Annotated in this window: 25 protein-coding genes; 10 read left to right on the top strand and 15 right to left on the bottom strand. The window is 69.8% G+C overall.

Features of this window, described 5'->3' with window-relative positions; genetic code table 11:
- Positions 1-72 precede the first annotated feature (72 nt).
- Both PGN23_RS14165 and PGN23_RS14160 read right to left on the bottom strand, forming a co-directional pair.
- The gene (locus PGN23_RS14165) at positions 73-1230 is read right to left on the bottom strand and encodes a saccharopine dehydrogenase family protein (protein ID WP_335303617.1); all 1158 of its coding nucleotides are present in this window, start codon (positions 1228-1230) and stop codon (positions 73-75) included.
- A gap of 93 nt (positions 1231-1323) precedes the next feature.
- A complete protein-coding gene (locus tag PGN23_RS14160) occupies positions 1324-3099 on the bottom strand; it encodes an ABC transporter transmembrane domain-containing protein (RefSeq protein WP_335303616.1) in 1776 nt (591 codons plus the stop codon).
- Between the two features lie 190 nt (positions 3100-3289).
- On the opposite strand from PGN23_RS14160, the gene PGN23_RS14155 reads away from it, so the two are divergent.
- Together PGN23_RS14155 and PGN23_RS14150 are read left to right on the top strand one after the other, a co-directional pair.
- Positions 3290-4525 (top strand): polyhydroxyalkanoate depolymerase, encoded by a 1236-nt coding sequence (locus tag PGN23_RS14155; protein ID WP_335304607.1) that lies wholly within the window; start codon positions 3290-3292, stop codon positions 4523-4525.
- Between the two features lie 67 nt (positions 4526-4592).
- Positions 4593-5516 (top strand): right-handed parallel beta-helix repeat-containing protein, encoded by a 924-nt coding sequence (locus PGN23_RS14150; protein ID WP_335303615.1) that lies wholly within the window; start codon positions 4593-4595, stop codon positions 5514-5516.
- A 59-nt stretch (positions 5517-5575) separates the two neighbouring features.
- On the opposite strand, the gene PGN23_RS14145 is transcribed toward PGN23_RS14150, so the two are convergent.
- Complete coding sequence (locus PGN23_RS14145; protein WP_335303613.1) at positions 5576-6934, bottom strand: putative O-glycosylation ligase, exosortase A system-associated; 1359 nt, start codon at positions 6932-6934, stop codon at positions 5576-5578.
- A complete protein-coding gene (locus tag PGN23_RS14140) occupies positions 6927-7067 on the bottom strand; it encodes a hypothetical protein (RefSeq protein ID WP_335303612.1) in 141 nt (46 codons plus the stop codon). The genes PGN23_RS14145 and PGN23_RS14140 overlap by 8 nt, the downstream gene beginning before the upstream one ends.
- Positions 7068-7132: 65 nt before the next feature.
- Here PGN23_RS14140 and PGN23_RS14135 point away from each other — a divergent pair, with 65 nt between their 5' ends.
- Together PGN23_RS14135 and PGN23_RS14130 are read left to right on the top strand one after the other, a co-directional pair.
- Positions 7133-8389 (top strand): TIGR04063 family PEP-CTERM/XrtA system glycosyltransferase, encoded by a 1257-nt coding sequence (locus PGN23_RS14135; RefSeq protein ID WP_335303611.1) that lies wholly within the window; start codon positions 7133-7135, stop codon positions 8387-8389.
- A gap of 8 nt (positions 8390-8397) precedes the next feature.
- The gene (locus PGN23_RS14130; RefSeq protein ID WP_335303610.1) at positions 8398-9132 is read left to right on the top strand and encodes a hypothetical protein; all 735 of its coding nucleotides are present in this window, start codon (positions 8398-8400) and stop codon (positions 9130-9132) included.
- A 111-nt stretch (positions 9133-9243) separates the two neighbouring features.
- On the opposite strand, the gene PGN23_RS14125 is transcribed toward PGN23_RS14130, so the two are convergent.
- A complete protein-coding gene (locus PGN23_RS14125) occupies positions 9244-9597 on the bottom strand; it encodes a glycine zipper 2TM domain-containing protein (protein WP_335303609.1) in 354 nt (117 codons plus the stop codon).
- Between the two features lie 146 nt (positions 9598-9743).
- Here PGN23_RS14125 and PGN23_RS14120 point away from each other — a divergent pair, with 146 nt between their 5' ends.
- The gene (locus PGN23_RS14120; RefSeq protein ID WP_335303608.1) at positions 9744-10700 is read left to right on the top strand and encodes an esterase-like activity of phytase family protein; all 957 of its coding nucleotides are present in this window, start codon (positions 9744-9746) and stop codon (positions 10698-10700) included.
- A gap of 69 nt (positions 10701-10769) precedes the next feature.
- Here the strand turns inward: PGN23_RS14120 and rpmB are convergent, their stop codons facing one another.
- Positions 10770-11072 carry a 50S ribosomal protein L28 gene (rpmB, locus tag PGN23_RS14115; RefSeq protein WP_335303607.1) on the bottom strand — a complete coding sequence of 101 codons (303 nt, stop codon included), beginning with the start codon at positions 11070-11072 and terminating at the stop codon, positions 10770-10772.
- 171 nt (positions 11073-11243) lie between these two features.
- Here rpmB and PGN23_RS14110 point away from each other — a divergent pair, with 171 nt between their 5' ends.
- Together PGN23_RS14110 and PGN23_RS14105 are read left to right on the top strand one after the other, a co-directional pair.
- Positions 11244-11465: a hypothetical protein gene (locus tag PGN23_RS14110; RefSeq protein WP_335303606.1), complete on the top strand. Its 222-nt coding sequence runs from the start codon at positions 11244-11246 to the stop codon at positions 11463-11465.
- Between the two features lie 58 nt (positions 11466-11523).
- On the top strand, positions 11524-11952 hold the full coding sequence (locus PGN23_RS14105) for a nucleoside deaminase (protein WP_335303605.1): 429 nt from the start codon (positions 11524-11526) through the stop codon (positions 11950-11952).
- Between the two features lie 407 nt (positions 11953-12359).
- On the opposite strand, the gene PGN23_RS14100 is transcribed toward PGN23_RS14105, so the two are convergent.
- Positions 12360-13043 (bottom strand): OmpA family protein, encoded by a 684-nt coding sequence (locus tag PGN23_RS14100; RefSeq protein ID WP_335303604.1) that lies wholly within the window; start codon positions 13041-13043, stop codon positions 12360-12362.
- Positions 13044-13201: 158 nt separating this feature from the next.
- On the opposite strand from PGN23_RS14100, the gene PGN23_RS14095 reads away from it, so the two are divergent.
- Together PGN23_RS14095 and PGN23_RS14090 are read left to right on the top strand one after the other, a co-directional pair.
- Positions 13202-14497 carry a hemolysin family protein gene (locus PGN23_RS14095; protein WP_335303602.1) on the top strand — a complete coding sequence of 432 codons (1296 nt, stop codon included), beginning with the start codon at positions 13202-13204 and terminating at the stop codon, positions 14495-14497.
- A gap of 112 nt (positions 14498-14609) precedes the next feature.
- Positions 14610-15287 carry a hypothetical protein gene (locus tag PGN23_RS14090; protein ID WP_335303601.1) on the top strand — a complete coding sequence of 226 codons (678 nt, stop codon included), beginning with the start codon at positions 14610-14612 and terminating at the stop codon, positions 15285-15287.
- Positions 15288-15549: 262 nt separating this feature from the next.
- Here the strand turns inward: PGN23_RS14090 and eda are convergent, their stop codons facing one another.
- From eda to PGN23_RS14050, 8 genes are all read right to left on the bottom strand, one after another.
- The gene (gene eda, locus PGN23_RS14085; protein ID WP_335303600.1) at positions 15550-16155 is read right to left on the bottom strand and encodes a bifunctional 4-hydroxy-2-oxoglutarate aldolase/2-dehydro-3-deoxy-phosphogluconate aldolase; all 606 of its coding nucleotides are present in this window, start codon (positions 16153-16155) and stop codon (positions 15550-15552) included.
- On the bottom strand, positions 16152-17135 hold the full coding sequence (glk, locus tag PGN23_RS14080; protein ID WP_335304606.1) for a glucokinase: 984 nt from the start codon (positions 17133-17135) through the stop codon (positions 16152-16154). The genes eda and glk overlap by 4 nt, the downstream gene beginning before the upstream one ends.
- A gap of 112 nt (positions 17136-17247) precedes the next feature.
- Positions 17248-19062 carry a phosphogluconate dehydratase gene (gene edd, locus PGN23_RS14075; protein ID WP_335303599.1) on the bottom strand — a complete coding sequence of 605 codons (1815 nt, stop codon included), beginning with the start codon at positions 19060-19062 and terminating at the stop codon, positions 17248-17250.
- A gap of 70 nt (positions 19063-19132) precedes the next feature.
- Positions 19133-19837, bottom strand: a complete 705-nt coding sequence (gene pgl / locus PGN23_RS14070) for a 6-phosphogluconolactonase (RefSeq protein ID WP_335303598.1) — start codon at positions 19835-19837, stop codon at positions 19133-19135.
- Between the two features lie 114 nt (positions 19838-19951).
- Entirely contained in the window at positions 19952-21415 is a 1464-nt protein-coding gene (gene zwf, locus PGN23_RS14065) for a glucose-6-phosphate dehydrogenase (RefSeq protein WP_335303597.1), read from the bottom strand.
- A gap of 37 nt (positions 21416-21452) precedes the next feature.
- The gene (gene argC / locus PGN23_RS14060) at positions 21453-22382 is read right to left on the bottom strand and encodes an N-acetyl-gamma-glutamyl-phosphate reductase (protein ID WP_335303596.1); all 930 of its coding nucleotides are present in this window, start codon (positions 22380-22382) and stop codon (positions 21453-21455) included.
- A complete protein-coding gene (locus PGN23_RS14055; protein WP_335303595.1) occupies positions 22379-22609 on the bottom strand; it encodes an SH3 domain-containing protein in 231 nt (76 codons plus the stop codon). The genes argC and PGN23_RS14055 overlap by 4 nt, the downstream gene beginning before the upstream one ends.
- Positions 22610-22682: 73 nt before the next feature.
- Complete coding sequence (locus PGN23_RS14050) at positions 22683-23006, bottom strand: MarR family transcriptional regulator (protein ID WP_335300611.1); 324 nt, start codon at positions 23004-23006, stop codon at positions 22683-22685.
- A 261-nt stretch (positions 23007-23267) separates the two neighbouring features.
- Here PGN23_RS14050 and secG point away from each other — a divergent pair, with 261 nt between their 5' ends.
- A complete protein-coding gene (gene secG, locus PGN23_RS14045) occupies positions 23268-23630 on the top strand; it encodes a preprotein translocase subunit SecG (RefSeq protein ID WP_335303594.1) in 363 nt (120 codons plus the stop codon).
- Positions 23631-23697 lie beyond the last annotated feature (67 nt).

Here is a 23697-nt window from a genome sequence, read left to right as displayed (position 1 = left end):
CCTGAGCGAAGTCGAAGGCCACGCACTGGTGGCTGTGCTTCGACTTCGCTCAGCACGAACGGAAGTGGTCGATCACCCCGCGGTGAACGTCATCCCCGCCTTCGCCACCAGCCGGTCGCGCAGCTTCGCGCCCATCAGCGCGCCGGGGGTCCAGACGCCGCCGGCGCCCTCCACGTCGCGCAGCAGGCACAGCGCGCTCTCGGCCAGCATCTTCGACGTGCAGCCATAGCCGGGGTCCTTGTCGCCGGTGACGACCGCGTCGATGCGGGTGCCGTCGGGCATCAGCCCGGCGAACAGGATGTCGAAATGGCCCGACTCGCGCTCTTCCTTAGAGGGGCCCTCGCCGGGCCTGGGGCCCTTGTCGCTGGCCAGCGGGTTCATCTTCGCGAGCGCCTCCGCCGCGGCCTTGCCCATGTCGCCCAGTCCGGCGACGACCATCTCGTCATAGACCATGTCGCCCCACGGCTGCCCCAGCAGGAAGTTGGTGCGGTGGACGTTCTTGGTATTGATCGGCGCCATGATGAAGGGCGCGACCCAGGCGTTGATCGTGGGATCGAACTCCGGGATCAGTCCGGCGGGCTGGTGCGGCCCCGCGTGACCGGGCGCCAGCGCGAACGGATCGGTGAGCAGCATCACCAGCGACGGCTTGCGCGCGGCGGCGGCGAGCGTCGCCTTCAGGCTGGCGGCGGTGCCACCGGAGAAGCCGCCCTTCATCTGGCGCACGCGACACTTCACGCGCGGGGCGGGCTGGCCGAACTGCTTCTGCGCCGCCTCCTGAAGGGTGAGCACGCCGAGGTCGAAGGGGATCGAGTCGAAGCCGCAGGAGAAGACGATCCGCGCGCCGCTGCGCTGCGCCTCCGCATGATGGCGGTCGATCATCTCACGCATCCACGCCGGCTCGCCGCACAGGTCGACATAGGCGGTGCCGGTGGCGACGCAGGCGGCGACCAGATCGCTGCCGTAGAGCTGGTACGGGCCGACCGTGGTGATGACGACGGTCGCGCGCTCGCACATCGCGCGCAAGGAGGCGGGATCGTCGGCATTGGCGGTGACGAGCGCGACGTCGCCGGGCACGCCCATCTCCGCGCGCACCTCCTGCAGCTTCGTCAACGAGCGGCCCGCCATCGCCCACCGCAATCCCTGCGGGTAGGTGAGGGCGAGATATTCGGCGACCAGCCGCCCGGTGAAGCCGGATGCGCCATAGACGATGACGTCGAACTCGCGGGACATGGCGCTCTCCTGTGTGGTTTTGCGGAGGAGTGTGGGGGATCGGGAGCGGGCGGGCAAGCGCGCGTCACCCCGGGTCAAGCCCGGGGTGACGGCTCAGGCGTCGTGGAACTGGAGGCTCGCCAGCCGCGCGTAGAGGCCGCCGCGCGCGATCAGATCGGCGTGGCGGCCTTCCTCGACCACCTGACCCGCATCCATCACGACGATGCGGTCGGCGGCGCGGACCGTCGCCAGCCGGTGCGCGATGACGATGGTGGTGCGGTCGGTCATCAGCCGGTCGAGCGCGTCCTGCACCAGCCGCTCGCTTTCGGCATCCAGCGCGCTGGTCGCCTCGTCGAGCAGCAGGATGGGCGCATCGCGCAGCAGCGCGCGTGCGATCGCGACGCGCTGACGCTGGCCCCCCGACAGCCGTGCGCCGCCCTCGCCCAGGAACGTGTCGAGCCCGTCCGGCAGCGCGCGCAGGAAATCGGCGGCGTTGGCGGCCTCCGCCGCTGCCCAGATCGCGGCATCGTCGGCGTCCCAGCGGCCGTAGCGCAGATTGTCGCGTGCGCTGGTGCCGAAGATCACGGTTTCCTGCGGCACCATCGCGATCCGCGCACGCACCTCCGTCGGATCGGCATCGCGCAGATCGACGCCGTCGACGGTCACGCGGCCCGCGGCGGGCCGGTAGAAATGCTGGAGCAGCTGGAACAGCGTCGACTTGCCCGCGCCCGACGGCCCGACCACCGCGAGCGTCTCGCCCGGCGCGACCGATAGCGAGAAGTCGCGGAGCGCGGCGACGTCGGGGCGGGTCGGATAGCGGAACTCGACCTCTTCGAACGCGACGCGGCCCTGCGGCGGCTGGGGCAGCGCGACGGGGCGGGCGGGGACCGCGATCGACGGCCGCTCGGCCAACAGCTCCGACAGCCTTCCCGCCGCGCCCGCACCGCGCAACAGGTCGCCATAGACCTCCGTCAGGGCGCCGAACGCCCCCGCGACGATCCCGCCGGTGATGACGAAGGCGGCGATCGCGCCGCCGGACAGGCGCCCGGCCGCGACGTCGATCGCCCCTTCCCACAAGACCATCGTGATCGACCCGAAGATCAGCCCGATGGCGATCGCGGTCATCACCGCCCGCAGCGCGATACGGCGCTGCGCCGCGGCCATGGTGGCCTCCACCGCCGCGCGGAACCGTGCCGTCTCGCGCCGCTCCTGCCCGAAGGCCTGGACGATCTTCATCGCGCCGAGCGTCTCGGTGGCGATCGAGCCGATGTCCGCGATCCGGTCCTGCGAGGCGCGCGAATGGCTGCGCACGCGCTTTCCGAGCAAGGCGATCGGCGCGATGATGAGGGGGATCCCGAGCAGCAGCGATCCCGCGAGCTTGGGCGAGATCGCGAACAGATAGATGAGCCCGCCCACGCCGGTGACGGTGTTGCGCAGCGCGATCGACACCGTGCTGCCGACGACCGTCTCGATCTGCGCGGTATCGGCGGTCAGGCGCGAGGCGATCTCGGAGGGGCGGTTTTCCTCGTAGAAGGCGGGGTCGAGCGTCATCAGGTGGCGCTGGACGCTGGCGCGGATGTCGGCCACGACGCGCTCGCCGAGCCAGGACACGAAGTAGAAGCGCACCGCGGTGCCGAGCGCCAGCACGACGACGATCATCAGCATGTAATGGAACGTGGCCGCCACCGCCTCGGGACTCGCGCCGCCGCGGATGAAGCCGCGGTCGATGATGCGGTTGAAGCTGTAGGGGATGCCCAGGGTCGCGGTCGACGTGACCAGCAAGGCGAGCGCGGAGGCCGCGACCTGCGCCGGGTAGCGCCGCGCATGATGCCACACCATCGCGAGATTGCCGATGCGGCGGGAAGGGGCGACGTCGGGAGCGCTGGCCATAAGCGGCGCCCTAGCAGGCGGGGGGCGGGGGGCTCAATGGCCCGAAAACGGGGCCGGTGCCGTCCGATCCGGGGCGCTCGCTGTGGCGGATGGATCACGTTAAGACATATATCGTAACCTTTGCGGTGATGCTGCGTTGCAGCGTAAGCGTTTTGGATTACAACCGGCCCGTCGGTCGGGAAGGATGGCGATGCTGTACGATGCCTATGAGTTTCAGCGGTCGTGGCTGGCCTCTGCCAGTGCGATGGCGACCTTCGGCGCCAACTGGCTGAAGAACCCGTCCAACCCGTTCGGCTATCTGGGCGGCGGTCCGATGATGGCGTCCGCGCTGGAGGTGTTCGCGCACGCGTCCGCCTCGCGCGGCAAGCCGGCGTTCGGGCTGGATCGCACGATCATCGACGGGCGCGAGGTGGCGATCACCGAGGAGATCGTCGTGCAGAAGCCGTTCGGCCAGCTGAAGCGCTTCGCGCGCGAGGGCGTGACGGGCGGGCCGAAGCTGCTGATCGTGGCGCCGATGTCGGGGCATTTCGCGACGCTGCTTCGTGGCACGGTGGAGCGGATGCTGCCGGTCGCCGACGTCTATATCACCGACTGGCGCGATGCGAAGCTGGTGCCGCTGAGCGACGGGCGCTTCGACCTGGAGGATTATCTCGACTATCTGATCGCGTTCCTGGAGGCGATCGGGCCGAACGAAGGGGAGGGCGGCACGCATATGCTCGCCGTCTGCCAGCCCTCGGTGCCGAGCCTGGCGGCGGTCGCGGTGATGAGCGCGGACCGGCATCCGTGCCGCCCCAGGACGCTGACGATGATGGGCGGGCCGGTCGACACGCGCGAGGCGCCGACCGCGGTCAACACGCTGGCGACCGAGCGGCCGTTCGCGTGGTTCGAGCAGAATGTGATCGCGACCGTCCCCGCGCTGTATCCGGGTGCGGGGCGCAAGGTGTATCCCGGCTTCCTGCAACTCTCCGGGTTCATGACCATGAACCTGGGCAATCACATGATGAGCCATTACGAGATGTTCAAGCATCTCGTCACCGGCGATGGCGAGAGCGCGGACGCGACCAAGAGCTTCTACGACGAATATCGCTCGGTCTGCGACATGACCGCGGAATTCTACCTGCAGACGATCGACGTGGTCTTTCAGGAGCACAAGCTGCCGCGCGGCGAGATGACGCATCGCGGGCGCAAGGTCGATCTGGGTGCGATCACCGACGTCGCCTTGCTGGCGATCGAGGGCGAGCGCGACGACATCTCCGGTCTGGGTCAGACGAAGGCGGCGCTGACGCTGTCGACCAGCCTGCCCGAGGACAAGAAGCGCTATTACATGGCCGAGGGCGTCGGGCATTACGGCATCTTCAACGGGTCCAAGTGGCGCACGCGGATCGCGCCGGTGGTCGAGGAATGGATGGCGGCGAACGCCGGCTGAGCCCGGTCGCCACCATTCGGTAACCCGCGATATGGCACAGCCGGCGCGTGTCCTGCCGGAGGTTGCCATGCGTTTCGCTGCCCTGTTGCTCACCCTGACCGCGGGGGGCGCGACCGCGCAGGCGCCGGCCGCGCGGTTCGTGATCGGAAACCAGGGGTTCGCGACGCTCCAGGACGCGGTAAGCGCGATCGGCGATGGCGAAGGGACGATCCATATCGCGCCGGGCACCTACCGCGAATGTGCGGTGCAGGAGGCGGGGCGGATCGCCTATGTCGCGGACCGCCCCGGCAGCGTCACCTTCCAGCGCGTCGCGTGCGAGGACAAGGCGGCGCTGGTGCTGCGCGGACGCGCGGCGCGGGTGGAGGGGATCGTCTTCTCCCATCTCGAGGTGGAGGACGGCAACGGTGCGGGCATCCGCATCGAAAAGGGCGATCTGAGCGTCGGCCGGTCGATGTTCCTCGATAGCCAGTCGGGGATCCTGTCGGCGGAGGATCCGGCGAGCACGATCACCGTGGACCATTCGACCTTCGCCGGGCTGGGGAACGACCCAACCGGGAACGGGGCGCATTCGATCTATGTCGGTGCGTATGGCGCGCTGCGCGTCACCGCCTGTCGCTTCGAGCGCGGGGCGGGTGGGCATTACGTGAAGACGCGCAGTCCCCGTGTCGAGGTGGTCGGCAACAGCTTCGACGACACGCGCGGGCACATGACCAACTACATGATCGACCTGTCGAACGGCGCGCGCGGGCGGATCGCGGAGAATGTCTTCGTGATGGGACGCGACAAGGACAATCATTCGGTGATGATCTCGGTCGCGCCGGAGGGGGCGAACAACGATTCGACCGGGCTGGTGGTGGAGCGCAACCGCGCGACGCTGGCGCCGGGGGTGACGTGGCAGCCGGTGTTCGTCGGCAATTGGTCGGGCGAGGCGCTGACGATCCGCGACAATGCGCTGGGCGAGGGGATCGAGGCGACGGCGCGCAAGTGGTGACGTTTCCGGCGGAGCCGTCATTGCGGGCGTAGCGAAGCAATGACGTAGTGGGCAGGCGGCTACGCCAGCGCCACCCTCGCGCTGCGCCGCACGAGGCGGGCCGCGGCGATCTCCTCGCGGCGCCTGCGGGTGGAATAGGTATCGACGCCGATCTGCGCGCCCATCAGCAGGTACAGGAACGACTGGAAGGCGATGCCGACGAAGGCGCCCCCCAACAGGTAGATGAGGTGCGCGTGCTGGAGCGCGCCGGCCAGCCGTCCGGCCCAGGCGAGTTCGTCGTCGGGGGCGCGGTGGCGGCGGCGGATCACCTCCATCCGCCACAGTCCGATCGCCTGAAGCAGCAGCCACAGCGCGAGGCCGGGATAGCCCTGCTCGCCCAGCATCTCGAAATAGCTGCTGTGATAGGCGCGGCTCTTGTCCACGGTCAGCTCGCGCTTGACGGTGGTCGACGCGCCGGTCCCCTGTACCGCGACCGTGTCGTAGCGGATGCTGTTCTGGCGATAGGCGTCGAACCCGCCGCCGAAGGGGTGCGTCTTCGCGTAATCCCACGTCCACTGCCACACCGCGATGCGGGTCGAGGCGCTCTCGTCGGCCTGATAGGTCTTGATCGTCCCCATCCGCTCGCTGAACGAGGAGGGCAGCAGCGGGATCGCCGCCGCCCCCGCCAGCGCCATCGCGCCGATGTAGAGCATCCGCCGCTTGACCGTGCGCAGCATCAGGACGGCGAGCAGCGCGATGCACAGCAGCCCGGTGCGCGCCGACGTGCCGATCGGCATCAGGATGCACGCGAAGCACAAGGCATCGCCGAACGCCTTCACGCGCCAGTCGGCCGGAAACAGCGTCCCGTCGCGGATCAGCCACAGGACGATCGGGATGAGCGCGATCGCCACCGTCGAGATGATGCTCCCCTCGTACAGGCCCGAATTGTTGTCGACCATCAGGTTCAGCTCGCCGTATCCGCCGCCGGAGGCGAGCGTCTTGATCCCGCCGACGATGATGATCGTCGCGGCTGACAGCGTCAGGAACACCAGCAGCGACTCGATGCGCAGGCGCGTGCGCAACGTCAGCGGAAGGAAGGCGGCGAAGGCCAGATTCTTCCACACCCACTGCCATTTGTCCGCCGCCTCGATCGGGAAATCGGCCGTCTGCGTCGTGGCGAAGCAATAGAGCAGCAGCAGCAGGATCAGTCCCTGCCGCGCGGTGACGCGCGAGTCGCGCTTGTCGTCGGCGATCATCCACCCGCCGATCGCCAGCGCGACCGCGATGAGCGAGATCGGCACGCTGTTGAGCAGGTAATAGGTCAGCCGCTGCGGCGAGACGATGTCGATATAGACATAGGAGCAGATGAACACGAACGGCCGCCGGAAGCCGAAGCCCCACAGCGCGAGCAGGAAGGCGATGAAGGCGAGATCACGCACGCGGGCGGCGCTTCCGCGCTGGCGGGGCATCGTGGGGGGAGGGTTCGCGGTCGAGCAAGGGCGCGCGCAGCATCCGCCACGCCGCGAGCAGCATCAGCGCATGGCACAGCCCCAGCGAGAAATTGTCGATCATCCCGGCTAACGCCTAGCGCGGGGGCGGTTGACGCGGCGTTAAGCCCGGTGCGGCAAGAGGGCGCGATGCGCATCCTGCATGTCCTCGACCACGGTTTGCCGGTGCAGAGCGGCTATACGTTCCGCACGCGCGCGATCCTGAAGGCGCAGATCGCGGCGGGGCACGCCGTCGCGGGGGTGACGGGGCCGCGCTACAATGCCGCCGTCGCGGGGTGTGAAACGGTCGACGGGATCGATTTCCATCGCACCGCGCCCGCCCGTCGCGGCGGCGTCGCGGGGGAAGTGGCGGCATTCGCGCGCCGGATCGGGGCGGTGGCGGATCGTTTCCGGCCGGATGTGATCCACGCGCACTCGCCCGCGCTGGATGCGGTGGCGGCCTGGTGGCCGGCGCGGCGTCGCGGCGCCCCGCTATTGTACGAGATTCGCGCCTTTTGGGAGGATGCGGCGGTCGGCAACGGCAGCGCGCGCGAGGGCGCGGCGCGCTACAAAGCGACGCGCGCGCTGGAGAACTGGGCGATGGCGCGCGCGGATGCGCTCGCGGTCATCTGCGACGGGCTGCGCGGCGACCTGATCGCGCGGGGCGTCGCGCCGGAAAAGATCATGGTGTCGCCCAACGGAGTCGACCTGACGCTGTTCGGTGCGCCGCCGCCGCGCGACGACGCGCTGGCCGCGGCGCTCGGCGTGCAGCCGGGCGACGACGTCGTGGGATTCATCGGCAGCTTCTACGATTACGAGGGGCTGGACGATCTGATCGCGGCGATGCCGATGCTGGTGGCGGCGCGCCCGACGGCGCGCCTGCTGCTGGTCGGCGGCGGGCCGATGGCGCAGGCGCTGGCGGCACAGGCGGCGGCGTCGCCGGTCGCGTCGCGGATCCACTTCGTCGGGCGCGTGGCCCATCACGAGGTGGAGCGATATTACGGGCTGGTCGATGTGCTGGCCTATCCGCGCAAGCGGATGCGGCTGACCGATCTGGTCACGCCGCTCAAGCCGCTGGAGGCGATGGCGCAGGGGCGGCTGGTGGCGGCGTCGGACGTGGGCGGGCACCGCGAGCTGATCCGCGACGGCGATACGGGAACGCTGTTCCCCGCCGACGATCCGCGCGGCGTCGCCGCGGCGCTGGCGGGGCTGCTGGCGGACCGATCCGGCTGGCCGGCGCGGCGGGCGCGAGCGCGGGCGTTCGTCGCGGCGGAGCGTGACTGGGCGACGAACGTTCATCGCTACGATGCCGTTTACCAACGGCTTACGGATGGTGCGTATCACCATCGCTCATGGCCGCGAATCTTCTTTCCCGCCCGCTCGTCGGGGACCTTGCCTCACCGCTGAGCGATTGGATGCTGCCCGCCGCGGCGGTGCTGGCCGGCATCGGCGTGGCCGCGGGGATCGTCACGGCTCCGGCGGAGACGCTGGATGCCGTCGTCGCGCGGCTCGACCTGGCCGCGGTCGTGCCCGCCGCCGCGCCGCCGGTGGGGGCGACGGGGCGCACGCTGCTGGCGCTGGCGATGGGGCTGCTGGTCGCGACGATCGGATGCGCGGCGCACTGGCGGACGCGGTGGATGCCGGTGGGCGCGGCGCGTGACATCCCGATGATCCGGCGCGCCGATGCGCATCCCGATGCGCCCCCGCGCCGCCCGATCCGCGCGAGCGAGGATCTGGGCCAGCCGCTGCCGATCGTCGAGGCCCCCGTCGCCGACGCGCCCGAGCCGCCGCTGCCGTGGATGTCGCCTCCGCCCGAGCGCCGCCTGCCGCGCGATCTGGATCTGCCGATGAGCGTGTTCGATCCGGGCGCCGTGCCGGCCGCTCCGATGGAGCCGGTGCGTCCGCTGCCCTCGTTGACGGTGCCGACGCCGCCCCCGGCGCCGCCGCGACCGACGCTGATCGACCCCGGCGAGCGGTTCGAATCGATCGCCCTGCCGCCGCAGCCCGCGGGCGAGGCGACGATCGCATCGCTGCTGGAGCGGCTGGAGCGCGGCGCCGCGCGGCGTCAGGCGCGGGTCGCCGCACCCGAGCCGGCGCCGGTCAGCCTGGACGAGACGCTGCAGCGGCTGCGCCGACTCGCGAGCGGCTGACGCGCGGACAACAACGAGCCCGGCACCTTTCGGCACCGGGCTCGCGCCCTCATACGCTACGCGAGGGAACCCTGAAGAGGGGAGGGGGCCGGTCGTCCGACCCCCGGAAGATCAGCGGCAGAAGCGCGAGTTGTTCGACTTCTCGATCGCGTTGCCCGCCACTGCGCCGCCCACGCCGCCGAGCACCGTGCCGAGCGTCCGGTCGCCGCGGGTGTCGATCGTGCGACCCAGCAGGCCGCCCGCGATCGCGCCGACGATGGTGCCGGTGGTGCCGCTCGAGCAGCGACGGTTGTAATTGTAGCGGCGGTCGTAGCCGCGGCGATCGTAGTTGCGATAGTCGCGCTGGTCGTAATAGCCGCGCTCGTATCGGTCGCCGTAATAGCGCTGCGCCTGTGCGGCGGTCGGCGCCATGGCCGCGGTGCCCATCGCGAGCGCGGCGCTGGCAAGGACGAGATTCTTGAACATCTTCTATCTCCCGTTTGCTGTGTCCGGTCGGCGGGTCTTCCCGTCGATGGGAGGCTTATGGGTGATTCGCGTTGAGCCGATGCTGAATGTGCCCGTTATCCGCGGTTCACCTTTCGCGCGGAGCGTTCGCCGCTAGAGCGGGGGCGATGCGGTGGTTCGTCGTCCTGTTGCTGGTGCTGGTGCTGGTCCCCGACTGGACCGGGGAGGCGCGCCTGCCGGTGGTGCGGCGCGACCTGTCGGTCGAGGCGCGCGGGTTCGTGCCGGCCGGCGGCGCGCGGCGGGCGGGCGTGCTGGTGCCGGTGGGTGCGCTGTCGCTGCGGTCGAGCGATCCGGCGTTCGGCGGCTTCTCCTCGCTGGCGATCCACCGCGGCGCTGCGGTGCTGCTGAGCGACGGGGGCAATGTCGTGCGGCTGACGATCCGCCGGGGTCGCATCGCCGCCGCGGGCGCCGATCTGGCGGACGGGCCGGGAACGGGGTGGGACAAGAGGTCGCGCGACACCGAGTCGCTGGCGATCGACCCGGCGAGCGGGCGCCTCTGGATCGGTTACGAGCGCGCCAACGCGATCTGGCGCTACACCCCCGACCTGGCCCGCGGCGACGGGCATGTCGCGCCGCCACTGATGCGCGATTGGGGCCGCAACAGCGGACCGGAGACGCTGGTGCGGATGGACGACGGGCGCTTCCTGACCCTTCGCGAAGGCGTGATGGACGCGCGCCGGCCGCGCCCCGCGGTACTGTTCGATGGCGATCCGGTCGCGACGGGGACGCGTGCGGCGCGGCTCTTCTATCGGCCGCCGCCCGGCTACGTCCCGACCGACGGCGCGATGCTGCCGGACGGCGACCTGCTGGTGGTCAACCGGCGCTGGCGGTTCCCGTTTCGCTTCGACTGCGCGATCGTGCGGGTGCCGGCGACGCTGATCCGTGCGGGCGCGGTGATGGAAGGGCCGGTCGTGGCGCGCCCGACGCGGCAGATGGGGGGCGAGAATGTCGAGGGGATCGCGATCACGCGCGAACGCGGCGCCACGATGGTGTGGCTGGTGACCGACAACGACCTGGCCTTCTATCGCCGCACGATCCTGGCCAAGTTCCGGCTGATCGATTGAGGCACAACGCACTGCGGCCCGCCGTCACGTCGAACGGCGGGCCGCATGTGGCGCGCGTGAGCCGGGGGCTCAGGCGGCGGCGGTGGTGGTGGCCGCGCGCTTCTTCACGACGTCGCGCTTCAGGCGGCGGGCCTTCAGCGACAGCTTGTCGTCGGTGGTCTTGACCAGCCAGTTGTCGAGCCCGCCGTTGTGCTCGACCGAGCGCAGGCCGTGGGTCGACACGCGCAGCTTGATCGAACGCTCCAGCGCGTCGGACAGCAGGGTCACGTTCTGCAGGTTCGGCAGAAAGGTGCGCTTGGTCTTGTTGTTGGCGTGGGAGACGTTGTTACCCACCTGCCGGCCCTTGCCGGTCAGCTCGCAGATGCGCGACATGTGATCGTTCCTGAATGCGGTTGCCCGGAAAGGTGGCGCGGATAGCCTGCATCGCCCCGATCGTCAACCCGCCGCGGCCCCCTGCGACGCGCCATCGGGCGCGGCGTGCAACCTCCGTGCGGACCGCGGCGTTGTTGCGACAGCGAATCGAGACATTGGGGAGACCGAAGCGTGCGCACTCTACTCGTTCTGATCGGGATCGTGGCGCTGGTGGTGCTGGCGGCGATGATGCTGGGCTTCGTTCGTTTCGATCAGACGCAGACGGCCCAGCTGCCGCGGCTGGAGGGCGGGCAGGCGCCCAAGTTCCAGGCCGACGTGGCCAAGGTGTCGGTGGGCACCCAGAACAAGACGGTCGAGGTGCCCGCGATCTCGGTCGACAAGCCGGCGAAGTGACGTTGCCGGCGTGAGGGCGCGGCGCTAGGCGGCGGCAATGTTCCCGCTGCCTGCGCCGATGCGAGCCGCCCTGGATGCCGCGCGAGCCGCGGCGGAGGCGGGCGAGGTGCCGGTCGGCGCGGTGATCGTGCGCGGTGGCGAGGTGATCGCGGTCGCGGCGAACGCGCCGCGCACGCTATGCGATCCCACGGCGCATGCCGAGATGCTGGCGATCCGCGAGGCGGCGCGCCTGCTGGGCGGCGATCGGCTGGGCGAATGCGATTTGTGGGTGACGCTGGAGCCGTGCGCGATGTGCGCGGGGGCGATCGCGCATGCGCGGATCGCGCGGGTCTATTACGGCGCGGATGACCCGAAGGGCGGGGCGGTGGAGCATGGGCCGCGGTTCTTCGCGCAGCCGACCTGCCATCATCGCCCCGAGGTGTTCGGTGGCATCGGCGCGGGCGAGGGGTCGGCGCTGTTGCGCGATTTCTTTGCCGCGCGGCGATAGGGGGCTGCTATTGATGGAGCCGGTTTTCGCGGGACGTTTGCGAACGGCTGGCACAGCGCCGTGGAAGCGTTCGCAAAGGTCGCGTCTTCGCCGTCATGCCGGACTCGTTCCGGCATCCACCGAACCATGAATTCACCGGCCCTTTGCTGCTCGGCGCGGTGGACCCCGGAAACAGTCGAGACCTCTGCGAACCTCAGTTCCTTGTTCCCCGGCGAAGGCCGGGGCCCAGTTGGTGTGGCTTTTCGGTCTGTTACCACCGTCCCCCAGCTGGGCCCCGGCCTTCGCCGGGGAACGGCGAAATTGTCTAGCGATCCACGCCTTTCGCAGAGGTCTTCGTCAAGCCCGGGGTGACGGGCCTTGTGGCGGGGGCGCCTAGCCAAGAGGGGCCCCCGCCGGATGACGTTTCCTCAATAGCGCGGCGGCACGTCGTTCTGCGACACCGGCACGATCTTGATCTCGACCCGGCGGTTGGCGGCGCGGCCTTCCTCGGTCTCGTTCGAGGCGATCGGCTGCGTTTCGCCGAAGCCGCGGGTGGCGATGCGGGCGGGGGCGACCCCGTGGCTGGACAGATAATCCGCGACGGATATTGCGCGGCGCTCCGACAGGCCCTGGTTGTAGCTGTCGCTGCCGGTCGAATCGGTGTGGCCGTACACGTCGATATAGGTCTGGTTGTAGTCGGCCAGCACGCTCGCCACCCGGTCCAGCGTCGCGCGGAACTGCGGCTCCACATTCGCCGAATTGTACGCGAAGTTGATCCCCGAGGGGATGTTGAGCAGCAGGTCGTCGCCCTGGCGCACCACCTGCACGTCGGTGCCCGCGGTACGCGCGCGCATCTCGCGCTCCTGCTTGTCCATATAGGCGCCGATCGCCGCACCCGCGATGCCGCCGATGCCCGCACCGACGATCTTCTCCGTCCGGTCGCGCCGCCCGCCGACCAGATCGCCGAGCAGATACCCGCCCAGCGCGCCGCCGATGCCGCCGATCGCGGTCTTGGAGATGGTCCGCTGACCCGTGTCCGGATCGGTGGTGCAGGCCGATACCGACAGCAGCGACACCGACGCGACCGCCGCGACCAACTTGGATGACACCATCTTCGAACGCCCTTTTCTGACCCGTAGGCCCGGAAAAACCCGGACCGGATCGGAATTGTTCCACCTGCGGACTGAATGGATGCTGTCCGCGCCGGCAAGCCATCGTCACATTTGTGGATTGTCCCACGCCCGCTTTCCCGCCAAGAGCACGGGCGACCATGCTACCGCCGTTCCCCTGGATCGACGTCCTCATCATCCTCGCCCTCGTCGCGTTGAACGGCGTGTTCGCGATGAGCGAACTGGCCATCGTATCGGCGCGCAAGGCGCGGCTGGAGGCGATGGCGCGCACCGGCAAGCGCGGCGCGACCGCGGCGCTGCGGCTGGCGGCGGATCCGGGCAAGTTCCTGTCCACCGTGCAGATCGGCATCACGCTGATCGGGATCGTCAGCGGCGCCTATTCGGGGGCGAGCCTGGGCACGCCGACCGCGGCGCGGCTGGAGCGGCTGGGGCTGGATCAGGCGACGGCGGCGACGCTGGGCTATGCGCTGGTGATCGCGCTGACGACCTATGCCTCGCTCGTGGTGGGCGAGCTGGTGCCCAAGCAGTTCGCGCTGCGCAAGCCCGAGCCGGTCGCGGCGCTGGTCGCGGTGCCGATGACGTGGCTGGCGCGGTTCACCAAGCCGCTGGTCTGGGTACTCGATTCGACCAGCGGGCTGGCGTTCCGCCTGCTGGGCCTCAACCGCGAGAACGAGGATCAGGTGACCGCCGAGGAACTGCACCTGATCGTCGCGGAGGCGAGCAAGTCGGGCGTGATCGAGGAGCATGAGCGCTCGATCATCTCGGGCGTGGTGCGGCTGGCTGATCGTCCGGTGCGCGAGGTGATGACGCCGCGCACCGAGGTGGAGTGGCTGGACGTCGCGCTGGACGATGCCGCGATCCGTACCAAGCTGCTGGAGACCGGGCACAGCCGGCTGCCGGTGGCGCAGGGGTCGATCGACGCGGTGGTGGGCGTGGTGCAGGCGCGCGACGTGGCGATGGCGCTGTTCCGCGGCGAGACGCTGGATCTGGCGCGGCTGATGCGCAAGGCGCCGGTGGTGGTGGACCAGATCGATGCGATGGACGCGCTCGACGCGCTGCGCCGCGCGGAGGTGCCGATGGCGCTGATCCACGACGAATACGGGCATTTCGAGGGGATCGTCACCCCGGCCGACCTGCTGGCGGCGATCGCGGGCGAGTTCGCGTCGGATGCCGGGCCGGACGAGGGCCCCAACGTGGTCGAGCGCGACGACGGCAGCCTGCTGGTGGCGGGGACGATGTCGGCGGATGCGCTGGCGGACCGGCTCGGCATCGACCTGCCCGAGGACCGCGACTATGCGACCGTCGCCGGACTGGCGCTGGCGGCGTTCCGCAAGCTGCCGAGCGAGGGCGAGAGCTTCGAGGAGCAGGGCTGGAAGTTCGAGGTGGTCGACCTCGACGGACGGCGCATCGACAAGCTGCTGGTGAGCGAGGCCTGACGGCACTTTATTCGCGCGCTTACGCCAAATGGAGGGCGCTGGCGCGCGCGAACGCGGAGATAGGGGCGGCGCCGGGGGGACCGGCAGCACTATCAACGTCGGGAAACGAAACATGAAGGTATTGGGTGGACTGGTCGCCGTGGCGGCGGCCCTGGCGAGCGCGCCTGCCTTGGCGCAGGCAGCGGACGATGCGGGAACGGTTTTCAGCGCCGCGCTGACGGGGGGAACGCTGGGCGTCGGACCCGAGGTCGGGGCGCGCTTCAGCGACCATCTCGGCGTGCGCGGCAGTGCGAGTTTCCTCAAGATCAGCGCCGACTTCGATCCCGACGACATCACCTACAAGGGTCGGTTGAACCTGGAGTCCTATGGTCTGATGGCCGATGTCTATCCGTTCGGTGGCCATTTTCGCGTTTCGGCAGGCGCACGCATCAACAAGAATCGCGCGCGTGTCGAGGCGACGCCGACCAGCGGCTCGGTAGACGTCGGCGGTGAAAGCTACGATTTCCGGGACGTGGGCACGTTGAGCGGGCGAGCCGACGTGAAGAATCTGACGCCGGCGCTGACGCTCGGCTGGAGCGGCACGCGCCGTCGCGGCTTCATGTACAGCTTCGATGCCGGCGTGCTGTTCCAGGGTAGCGTGCGGCTGCGCGAGTTCACCGCAAGCGGTGAAGCCCGCAACGATCCGGACTTCCGCGCCAGCCTGGAGACGGAGCGCCGGCGGTTGCAGGACGACATCGATGACTACAAGGTCTATCCGATCCTGCAGATGTCGATCGGCTATCGCTTCTGACGATACGTCCCGCCTTCTGAAAGGGGCGGTGTGTCATCCATTCGCGCAGAGCCTGCCGTCACCCCTGACTTTTTCGAGACCTCGGCGAAAGTCGTGGATCGCTCGACAATTTTGCCGTTCCCCGGCGAAGGCGAGACTCTCGCAAGACGCTATGCCGTGCTCCTCCGCAGGCAGGAGCACGGTACAGCCTTTTGCAAAGGTCCCGCCCCCGCCGGGGAACAGGACAGGCCGGATCATCGCCGCGCGTGACGCGGGCGCGCGCTCACCCCTTCAGCGCCACCGCTGCGCGTGCCCGCGCCTCGATTTCGGGCAGCGTGCCCTCCGTCACCCAGCTGCCGCCGACGCACAGGACCGGATCGAGCGACAGCCAGTCGCGCGCGGTCGCCTCGGTGATGCCGCCGGTCGGGCAGAAGCGGCACTGGTAGAAGGGGGCGGCGAGCGCCTTGAGCGCCTTCACCCCGCCGCTTGTCTCGGCGGGAAAGAACTTGAAGTGGGTGAGCCCCATGTCGAGCCCGCGCATGATGTCGCCGGCGGTCGCGACGCCGGGCAGCCAGGGGATGCCCGTCGCGGCGATCGTCTCGCCCAACGGCTGCGACAGCCCGGGGGAGACGATGAACTCCGCGCCCGCCGCCTTCACCTCGGCGACCTGCTCCTTCGTCACGACGGTGCCCGCGCCGACGATCGCGCCGGGGACCTGCTTCATCTCGCGGATGGCATCGAGCGCGGCGGGGGTGCGCAGCGTCACCTCCAGCACCTTCAGACCGCCCGCGACCAACGCCTCGGCGAGCGGGCGCGCCTGGGCCGCGTCCTTGATGACCAGCACCGGGATGACCGGGCTGGTCAGCATGATGGTGGCGATGTCGGTCACTGTGCGTGCTCCACGTTCCGGTGTTCCTGTGCGAAGGCGGCAGCCGCGCCGAAGAGGCCGGGCTGGGGGTGGGTGATGAGCTTGACCGGCAGCTTCGCCATCATCTGCTGGAAGCGCCCCTTCGCGACGAAGCGCTGGTCGAAGCCCGAGCGAAGCAGCTTGTCCTTGATGCGCAGCCCCAGGCCGCCGGCGATGACGACGCCCTGCGCGCCGTGCGCCAGCGCCAGGTCGCCCGCCACCGCGCCGAGCGCGAGGCAGAAGCGGTCGAGCGCGGCGAGCGCGAGCGAATCGGAGCCGTCGAGCGCCTCGGTCCAGATCGCCTTGTCGTCCTGATGCCGCACCGCGCGGCCTTCCAGCTCGGCCAGCGTCTCGTAGATGGCGACGATGCCGGGGCCCGCGACGATCCGCTCGGCGGAAACGCGCGTGTAGGTCTTGCGAAGGCGCTTCAGGATCGCATCCTCGATCCCGTCGAGCGGGGCATAGTCCTGATGCCCGCCCTCGGTGGGGAGCACCCAGTAATGGCCGTCCTGCTTGAACACCTGCGCCACGCCCAGCCCGGTGCCGGGGCCGCAGACGGTGGTCACGCCCCGCGCCGGCAGCGCGACGTCGGGGCCGCACAGATGCTCGAAATCCGCCGCCGGCAGCTGCGCGACGGCATGGCCGACGGCGGCGAAATCGTTGACGATGCTATAGGTGTCGGCACCGAGGCGCTCGGGGATGAGCGAGGGGCGGATGACCCAGGGGTTGTTGGTCAGGCGGATGACGTCGCCGGTGATCGGCGAGGCGACCGACAGCGCGGCGGCGGAGGGCAGGGTGCCGCCCTGCTGGTCGCGATACGCCTCCCACGCGGTTTGCAGGCTGGCATGCTCGGCGACCTTGAGCGTGGTCGGCTCGCCCAGCGACACGACGCGGCCGTCCGCTACCTCCGCAATGGCGAAGCGGGCGTGGGTGCCCCCGATGTCAACCGATACGACCTGCATCAGCATTCTCCGTCATGCCGGACTTGTTCCGGCATCCACCGTGCCGCGAGTCCGATCCGTTTAGGTGTGCGATTGGGTGGACCCCGGAACAAGTCCGGGGTGACCCTCCTCGCTAAAGCCCCGCGCCCGCGAGGATCGCGCTGGCGCCCTTTTCCGCCTCGTCGGCCAGGCCGCGGAACAGGCCGAACAGCTCGCGGCCCATGCCCGTCGCCGCGGCGGGCGGCGTCGCGGGCGTGCGCGCGCGCCATTCGGCGGCGTCGACCAGCGCGGTCAGCGTGCCCGTTTCCGCATCGACGCGGATGAGGTCGCCGTCGCGGATCAACGCGATGGCGCCGTTCCCGAGCGCTTCCGGCGAGCAGTGGATCGCACACGGCACCTTGCCGCTCGCCCCCGACATGCGACCGTCGGTGACCAGCGCGACCCTGAACCCGCGGTTCTGGAGCACGCCCAGCGGCGGGGTCAGCTTGTGGAGTTCGGGCATGCCGTTGGCGCGCGGGCCCTGGAACCGGACCACCACGACGACGTCGCGCTCCAGCTCGCCGTTCCGGAAGGCCTCCAGCACGTCGAGCTGGTCGGAGAAGACGCGCGCGGGCGCCTCGATCACCCAGCGCTCGCGCTCGACCGCCGACACCTTGATACAGGCGCGGCCGATATTGCCCTGGAGGATGCGCATCCCGCCGTCGGGCGAAAAGGGCTGCGCGGCGGGGCGCAGGATCGTGTCGTCGCCGCTCGCGCCGGGATCGGCCCACGTGAGCGTGTCCCCTTCGATCGCGGGCTTGCGGCCATAGTCGGTCAGATCGCCGCCCGCGACCGTCAGGATGTCGCGGTGGAGATAGCCCGCATCCAGCAGTTCGCGGATGACGAAGGGCATGCCCCCCGCCGCCTCGAACCCGTTCACGTCGGCCGAGCCGTTGGGATAGACGCGCGCCAGCAGCGGCACCGCGGCCGACAGGCGGTCGAAATCCTCCCAGTCGATGACGATCCCGGCCGCGCGCGCGATCGCGGGCACGTGGAGCAGGTGGTTGGTCGACCCGCCGGTCGCGAGCAGCCCGACCGCGGCGTTGACGATCGCCCTTTCATCGACGCAGTGGCCGAGCGGGCGATAATCCCCGCCGTGCGTGCCGATCGCGGCGAGCCGGTGGACCGCGGCGCGGGTCAGCTCCTGCCGCAGCTTCGTGCCCGGATTGACGAAGGCGGCGCCGGGCATGTGGAGGCCCATGACCTCCATCATCATCTGATTGGTGTTGGCGGTGCCGTAGAAGGTGCAGGTGCCCTGCGAGTGATAGGCCTGGATCTCCGCGTCGAGCAGTTCGTCGCGCGTCGCCTGTCCCTCGGCGAAGCGCTCGCGCACCGCGGCCTTCGCCTTGTTGGGCAGGCCCGAGGGCATCGGGCCGCCGGGGATCAACACCATCGGCAGATGGCCGAAGCGCAGCGCGCCCATCAGCAGGCCCGGCACGATCTTGTCGCAGATGCCGAGCAGCGCCGCACCCTCGAACGTGCCGTGGGAGAGCGCGATCGCGGTCGACAGCGCGATCGTGTCGCGGCTGAACAGCGACAGCTCCATGCCGGGATAGCCCTGCGTCACGCCGTCGCACATCGCGGGCACGCCGCCCGCGACCTGCGCCGTCGCACCGACCTCGCGCGCCCAGACCTTCATCAGCTCCGGGTAGCGGTAATAGACCGCATGCGCCGACAGCATGTCGTTATAGGCGGTGACTATGCCGATGTTCATCGCCTGATGCTGCGACGTCAGCGTGTCGCGATCCTCGGGCGTACCGGCATAGGCGTGCGCCAGATTGGCGCAGCCCAGCCGGGGCCGCCCGACCCAGGTCTCCCGCTCGCGCTCGATCAGCGCGAGATAGGCCTGGCGGGACGGACGCGAGCGTTCGATGATGCGGTCGGTGACGGCGCTGACGGCGGGGTTCATGCGAGCCCTTTAGCGAGGAGCGACGCGGGCGCGAAGGTGCCGCCCGCGGCAACATGCGTATTCGGCCGCGTCAGGGCGCCCAGTGGATGTCGACCGGCAGCTCGACGTCGGCCAGCACGCGACCGATCGGATAGGGCGAGCCGGCGCCCTCCTTGATCGCATCCTCGATCACCTTGCGCTTGGCCGCACCCGTGACCGCGAGCAGCAGCGCGCGCGCGGTGACGATGCCCTGACGGCTGAGCGTGACGCGCGCCACCGGCGCCTCGGGCGGCAGCGGATCGGGCATGACGCCCAGCGCGCGGCGCTCCTTGGGCCCGTTCAGCGCTTCGTCGTAATCGGGGCCGGGGAAGATCGACGCGGTGTGGCCGTCGCCGCCGACGCCCAGCACGCACAGGTCGAGCGGCCAGTGCAGGTCCTGCAACAATGCATCGGCGGATCGGCCCGCGGCCTTGTAGTCCGGGGTCGCCTTGGGAACGATCGGGATGACGCGCGCGCCCTTGGGGATGAAGGTCTTGCCGAGCGCGGTGACGTTCGACAGCGCATCGCCCAGCGGCACGATCCGCTCGTCGCCGGGGATGATCGTCACGCGCTTCCAGTCGAGCTTCGCTTTGGCGAGCTTCTCATAGGCCGGCAGCGGGGTCTTGCCGCCCGCCAGCGCGATCACCGCCGAGCCGCGCGCGTCGATCGCGCTTTCGATGACGAACTGGATGTCGCCCGCGACCGCGTCCGCCAGCTCGGCGGCGTCGTCATATTCCCACCATTCGATTTCGGTCATGTCTTCTTCCTGTGGAACGCCACCCGTTCGCCCTGAGCGAAGTCGAAGGGCACGCGCGGCGCTTGGGCTTCGACTTCGCTCAGCCCGAACGGGGGTCAGGTCATTGAGTTGCTATCAATCGTCGACCCAGGTGACGCCGTCGCGCTCGGTCAGCGCGATCGCGGCGGAGGGGCCCCAGGTGCCGGAGGGGTAATGCTTCGGCTTGGTGTTGTTCGCCTTCCAGCCGGCGCGGATCGCGTCGGTCCAGATCCACTGCGCCTCCACCTCGTCGCGGCGGACGAACAGCGTCTGGTCGCCCTCGATCAGGTCCAGCAGCAGGCGTTCGTAGGCGATGCGGCGGCGGGTGCCGGCGAATTCGGCGTCGAGGCTGAGCTTGAGCGGCACCTCGCGCAGGCGCACGCCCTCGCGGTCGAGGCCGGGCTCCTTGGCCATCACCAGCAGCTCGATATATTCCTCCGGCTGGAGGCGGATGACGAGCATGTTGGGCTGGAGCAGCCCGCCGCGCCCGGCGAACATCGAGTGCGGCACCGGCTTGAACTGGATCGCGATCTCGCTGCGGCGCACCGGCATGCGCTTGCCCGTGCGCAGGTAGAAGGGGACGCCCTGCCAGCGCCAGTTGTCGATATGCGCCTTGATCGCGACGAACGTCTCGGTGTTGCTGTCGCGGCCGAGCTCCTCGTCGTAACCCTTGACGATCTCCCCCTTCGACGCGCCGCCGACATACTGGCCGGTGACGGTGCTGTGCGCCACCTCCTCCGGCGCGATCCGGCGCAGCGAGCGGAAGACCTTCGCCTTCTCGTCGCGGATGTCGGTGGGGTCGAAGCGCGCCGGCGGCTCCATCGCGATCAGCGCGACGAGCTGGAGGATATGGTTGGTGACCATGTCGCGCAGCGCGCCGGCGCCGTCGTAATAGCCTGCGCGATCCTCCAGCCCGACCGTCTCCGACACGGTGATCTGCACGTTGTCGATGCCCTGTGCGTTCCACACCGGCTCGAAGAAGGAATTGCCGAAGCGCAGGGCGAGGATGTTCTGCACCGTCTCCTTGCCGAGATAATGGTCGATGCGGAAGATCCGCTCCTCGGTAAAGGCCGCGGCGACGGTGTCGTTGATCTCCTTCGAGGAGGCCAGATCGTAGCCGAGCGGCTTTTCCAGCCCGATGCGGACGGTGGGACCGGCGAGGCCCACCTTCTGCAACCCCTTCACCGCGGCCTCGAACAGCGACGGTGCGGTCGAGAGGAAGATCGACAGGCCGCCGGACACGTCGCCGATCTTTTCCGCGAGCGGGGCGAAGGTGGCCTCGTTCGACAGGTCCGCGGACTGGAACTGCAGCCGCTGGAGGAAGGAGGCGATCTTGTCGGCATCCTTGCGATCGTCCGGCAGGAATTCGTCGAGCGCCTTCGACGCTTCCGCGCGGAAGCCGTCGTCGTCGAGGTCGGCGCGCGCGGAGCCGGTGATCGTCAGCCCCTCGGGCAGCAGGCCATCGGCGTGCAGCCCGAACAGCGACGGCAACAGCATGCGCCGGGCGAGATCGCCCGTGGCGCCGAATAAGAGCAGCTTGCCGACAGGATCGCGCTTCACCGGAATCTCCTAGCTGGGAGGATCAGAAGGGACGGAATTAGCAGGTCAGGCCGGCGACGGGATCGAGCCCGGCCATGATGTTCAGATTCTGCACCGCAGCCCCCGCCGCGCCCTTGCCCAGATTGTCCAGCGTGGCGACGAGGCGCGCCTGCGACCCGTCCGCCGCGGCGAAGACGCGCAGGTCGAGCCGGTCGGTGCCGGCATCGTGGGTGCCGATCAGCAGCTCGTCCGGGGCATCGTCGTGGACGCGCACCAGCGCGCTGCCGGCATAGGCGCGGTGAAGCGAATCGAGCAGTGCCGCGCGCGACGGGCGGCCCGGCATGGCGGCGAGGGGCAGCGGCACCTCCACGATCATGCCGCGATAGGCGCGCGTCACCATCGGCGCGAAGACGGGCGCGTAGGCGAGGCCGGCATGCTTCTGCATTTCCGGGATATGCTTGTGCGCGAGGGTGAAGCCATAGTCGCGGAAGGCGAGCCCCGCATCCTGCTCGAACCGCTCGATCAGCGCCTTGCCGCCGCCCGAATAGCCGGAGACGGCGTTGACGGTCAGCGGCCAGTCGGCGGGGATCAGCGCGTCGCGCACCAGCGGTGCGACCAGCGCCAGGAAGCCGGTCGGATAGCAGCCCGGATTGCTGACGAAGCGCGCGGTCGCGATGCGGTTCGCGTTCGCGGGGTCGAGCTCGGCGAAACCATAGGTCCAGCCGTCCGCGACGCGGTGCGCGGTGGAGGCGTCGATCACGCGGGTACGGTCGTTGGCGATCATCGCCACCGCGTCGCGCGCGGCATCGTCGGGCAGGCATAGGATGACGATATCGGCGGCGTTGAGCGCCTGCGCGCGCGCCGCGGCATCCTTGCGCTGCGCATCGTCCAGCGTGACGAGCGCGATCTCGGGCCGGTCGGACAGCCGCTCGCGGATTTCGAGCCCGGTAGTGCCGACGGCGCCGTCGATGAAGACCCGGATGCTCATACCGCCACCACCTCCGCATCGAGATAGCCGACCAGGCCGGCGCCGGTGGCGATGCCCCAGGCCACGCCGCCGGTGATGTCGAGCAGCTCGAACGGGTCGCCTGCGCGCAACCGCGCGACGACCGGCGAGGCGGCGTCGCGCCCCTCGCGCAAGGCCGCGTCGGCGCGCAGCGTGCGGCGGACGGGGGCGGCATAATGCGGCGCGAACACCTGGTCCGCCAGCCGCACGTCGGCGATGTCGGGGCGTACGGCGTGGATGCGGGGGTCGAGCGCGCGCGACCGTCCGGTCAGCGCGTATCCGTTACGCGTTGACGGCGCGGGCCGGTGGCGACGCGTCTCCGTCGCCGATGAACTGGCCGAACTCCTCAAGAAAATCTGCCCCTTCGGATGTGCGGGCGACGAAGATGTTGCGCTTGTCGCTGTCGTCGCGTTGGCGGCGCAGATAGCCGAGAGCGCCCAGCCTGTTCAAGGCGCGCGTCACGACGGGTTTCGAGACGTTCAGTATCCGCGCCAGACCGCGCACGGTGTGCGGGCCGGGGCGCAGATAGACCACCAGAAGAAGCGCCATCTGGCGGTTCGTGAGATCGGGTTCGCCCGACCGCACGTAGTCCACCAGCGCCTTCATCCACGAATTCAATTCCGGCTGAGCGAAAGCTGACACGTCCTCGTCCCGCCTTGTGCTGAAAGGGTTGCCGGTCCGTTCCGGCTCGACGCGATGGATAACGCCGTGTCGAACCAGTGGTTTCAGCCCTGTCATGATTTTACGACGGGTGCCCGGCGGTGCGCGCGGTTGATCCTTCTGCCGGGTCCGCCTATGTGGCGCCGGTCCGGGGCATGGCCGTCATCGCGTGCGCCGCTTCTTCACCTGTGGGATTCCGCGCGCGTCATGTTCACCTTCCTGCTCGTCGTTCAGGCCATCATCGCGGCTGCCCTCGTCACCGTGATCCTGATGCAGCGGTCGGAGGGCGGCGGGCTGACCTCGTCGGGCAGCCCGTCGGGGCTGATGTCGGCGCGCGGCGCGGCGGACTTCCTGACGCGCGCGACCGGCGTGCTGGCCGGGCTGTTCATCGCGATGAGCGTGCTGCTCGCCTTCATCGCCGCCAGCCGCAGCGGGACCACGGTCGACACCTCGCTCCAGCGCCGCGCGCCCGCCGCGCAGACGCAGCCGGTGCAGGCCCAGCCGCAGCCGGGCGCACCGGCCGCACCGGCGCCCTCGCCGGCGGACAACGGCGTCCCGCTCGCCAACTGATCCTCGTTTTATCGGCGCTTCGTCGCGCGCGGTGCACCGCGCGCGCTTGCGCTTGTTCGTGTTCAAC

The sequence above is a fragment of the Sphingomonas adhaesiva genome (assembly GCF_036946125.1).
GTDB lineage: Bacteria > Pseudomonadota > Alphaproteobacteria > Sphingomonadales > Sphingomonadaceae > Sphingomonas > Sphingomonas adhaesiva_A.
The sequence above is the reverse complement of the archived record's forward strand: the minus strand, read 5'-3'. Positions and strand labels throughout refer to the sequence as shown.

Coding starts and splice junctions, on each gene's coding strand:
- PGN23_RS14165 (WP_335303617.1), bottom strand. CDS start 1,230: ATGTCCCGCGAGTTCGACGTCATCGTCTATGGCGCATCCGGCTTCACC.
- PGN23_RS14130 (WP_335303610.1), top strand. CDS start 8,398: ATGCTGCCCGCCGCGGCGGTGCTGGCCGGCATCGGCGTGGCCGCGGGG.
- argC (WP_335303596.1), bottom strand. CDS start 22,382: ATGAGCATCCGGGTCTTCATCGACGGCGCCGTCGGCACTACCGGGCTC.
- PGN23_RS14155 (WP_335304607.1), top strand. CDS start 3,290: ATGCTGTACGATGCCTATGAGTTTCAGCGGTCGTGGCTGGCCTCTGCC.
- secG (WP_335303594.1), top strand. CDS start 23,268: ATGTTCACCTTCCTGCTCGTCGTTCAGGCCATCATCGCGGCTGCCCTC.
- PGN23_RS14125 (WP_335303609.1), bottom strand. CDS start 9,597: ATGTTCAAGAATCTCGTCCTTGCCAGCGCCGCGCTCGCGATGGGCACC.
- edd (WP_335303599.1), bottom strand. CDS start 19,062: ATGAACCCCGCCGTCAGCGCCGTCACCGACCGCATCATCGAACGCTCG.
- PGN23_RS14135 (WP_335303611.1), top strand. CDS start 7,133: ATGCGCATCCTGCATGTCCTCGACCACGGTTTGCCGGTGCAGAGCGGC.
- pgl (WP_335303598.1), bottom strand. CDS start 19,837: ATGACCGAAATCGAATGGTGGGAATATGACGACGCCGCCGAGCTGGCG.
- PGN23_RS14090 (WP_335303601.1), top strand. CDS start 14,610: ATGAAGGTATTGGGTGGACTGGTCGCCGTGGCGGCGGCCCTGGCGAGC.
- rpmB (WP_335303607.1), bottom strand. CDS start 11,072: ATGTCGCGCATCTGCGAGCTGACCGGCAAGGGCCGGCAGGTGGGTAAC.
- PGN23_RS14105 (WP_335303605.1), top strand. CDS start 11,524: ATGCGAGCCGCCCTGGATGCCGCGCGAGCCGCGGCGGAGGCGGGCGAG.
- PGN23_RS14050 (WP_335300611.1), bottom strand. CDS start 23,006: ATGAAGGCGCTGGTGGACTACGTGCGGTCGGGCGAACCCGATCTCACG.
- PGN23_RS14140 (WP_335303612.1), bottom strand. CDS start 7,067: ATGATCGACAATTTCTCGCTGGGGCTGTGCCATGCGCTGATGCTGCTC.
- PGN23_RS14120 (WP_335303608.1), top strand. CDS start 9,744: ATGCGGTGGTTCGTCGTCCTGTTGCTGGTGCTGGTGCTGGTCCCCGAC.
- PGN23_RS14150 (WP_335303615.1), top strand. CDS start 4,593: ATGCGTTTCGCTGCCCTGTTGCTCACCCTGACCGCGGGGGGCGCGACC.
- glk (WP_335304606.1), bottom strand. CDS start 17,135: ATGCAGGTCGTATCGGTTGACATCGGGGGCACCCACGCCCGCTTCGCC.
- PGN23_RS14160 (WP_335303616.1), bottom strand. CDS start 3,099: ATGGCCAGCGCTCCCGACGTCGCCCCTTCCCGCCGCATCGGCAATCTC.
- PGN23_RS14100 (WP_335303604.1), bottom strand. CDS start 13,043: ATGGTGTCATCCAAGTTGGTCGCGGCGGTCGCGTCGGTGTCGCTGCTG.
- PGN23_RS14095 (WP_335303602.1), top strand. CDS start 13,202: ATGCTACCGCCGTTCCCCTGGATCGACGTCCTCATCATCCTCGCCCTC.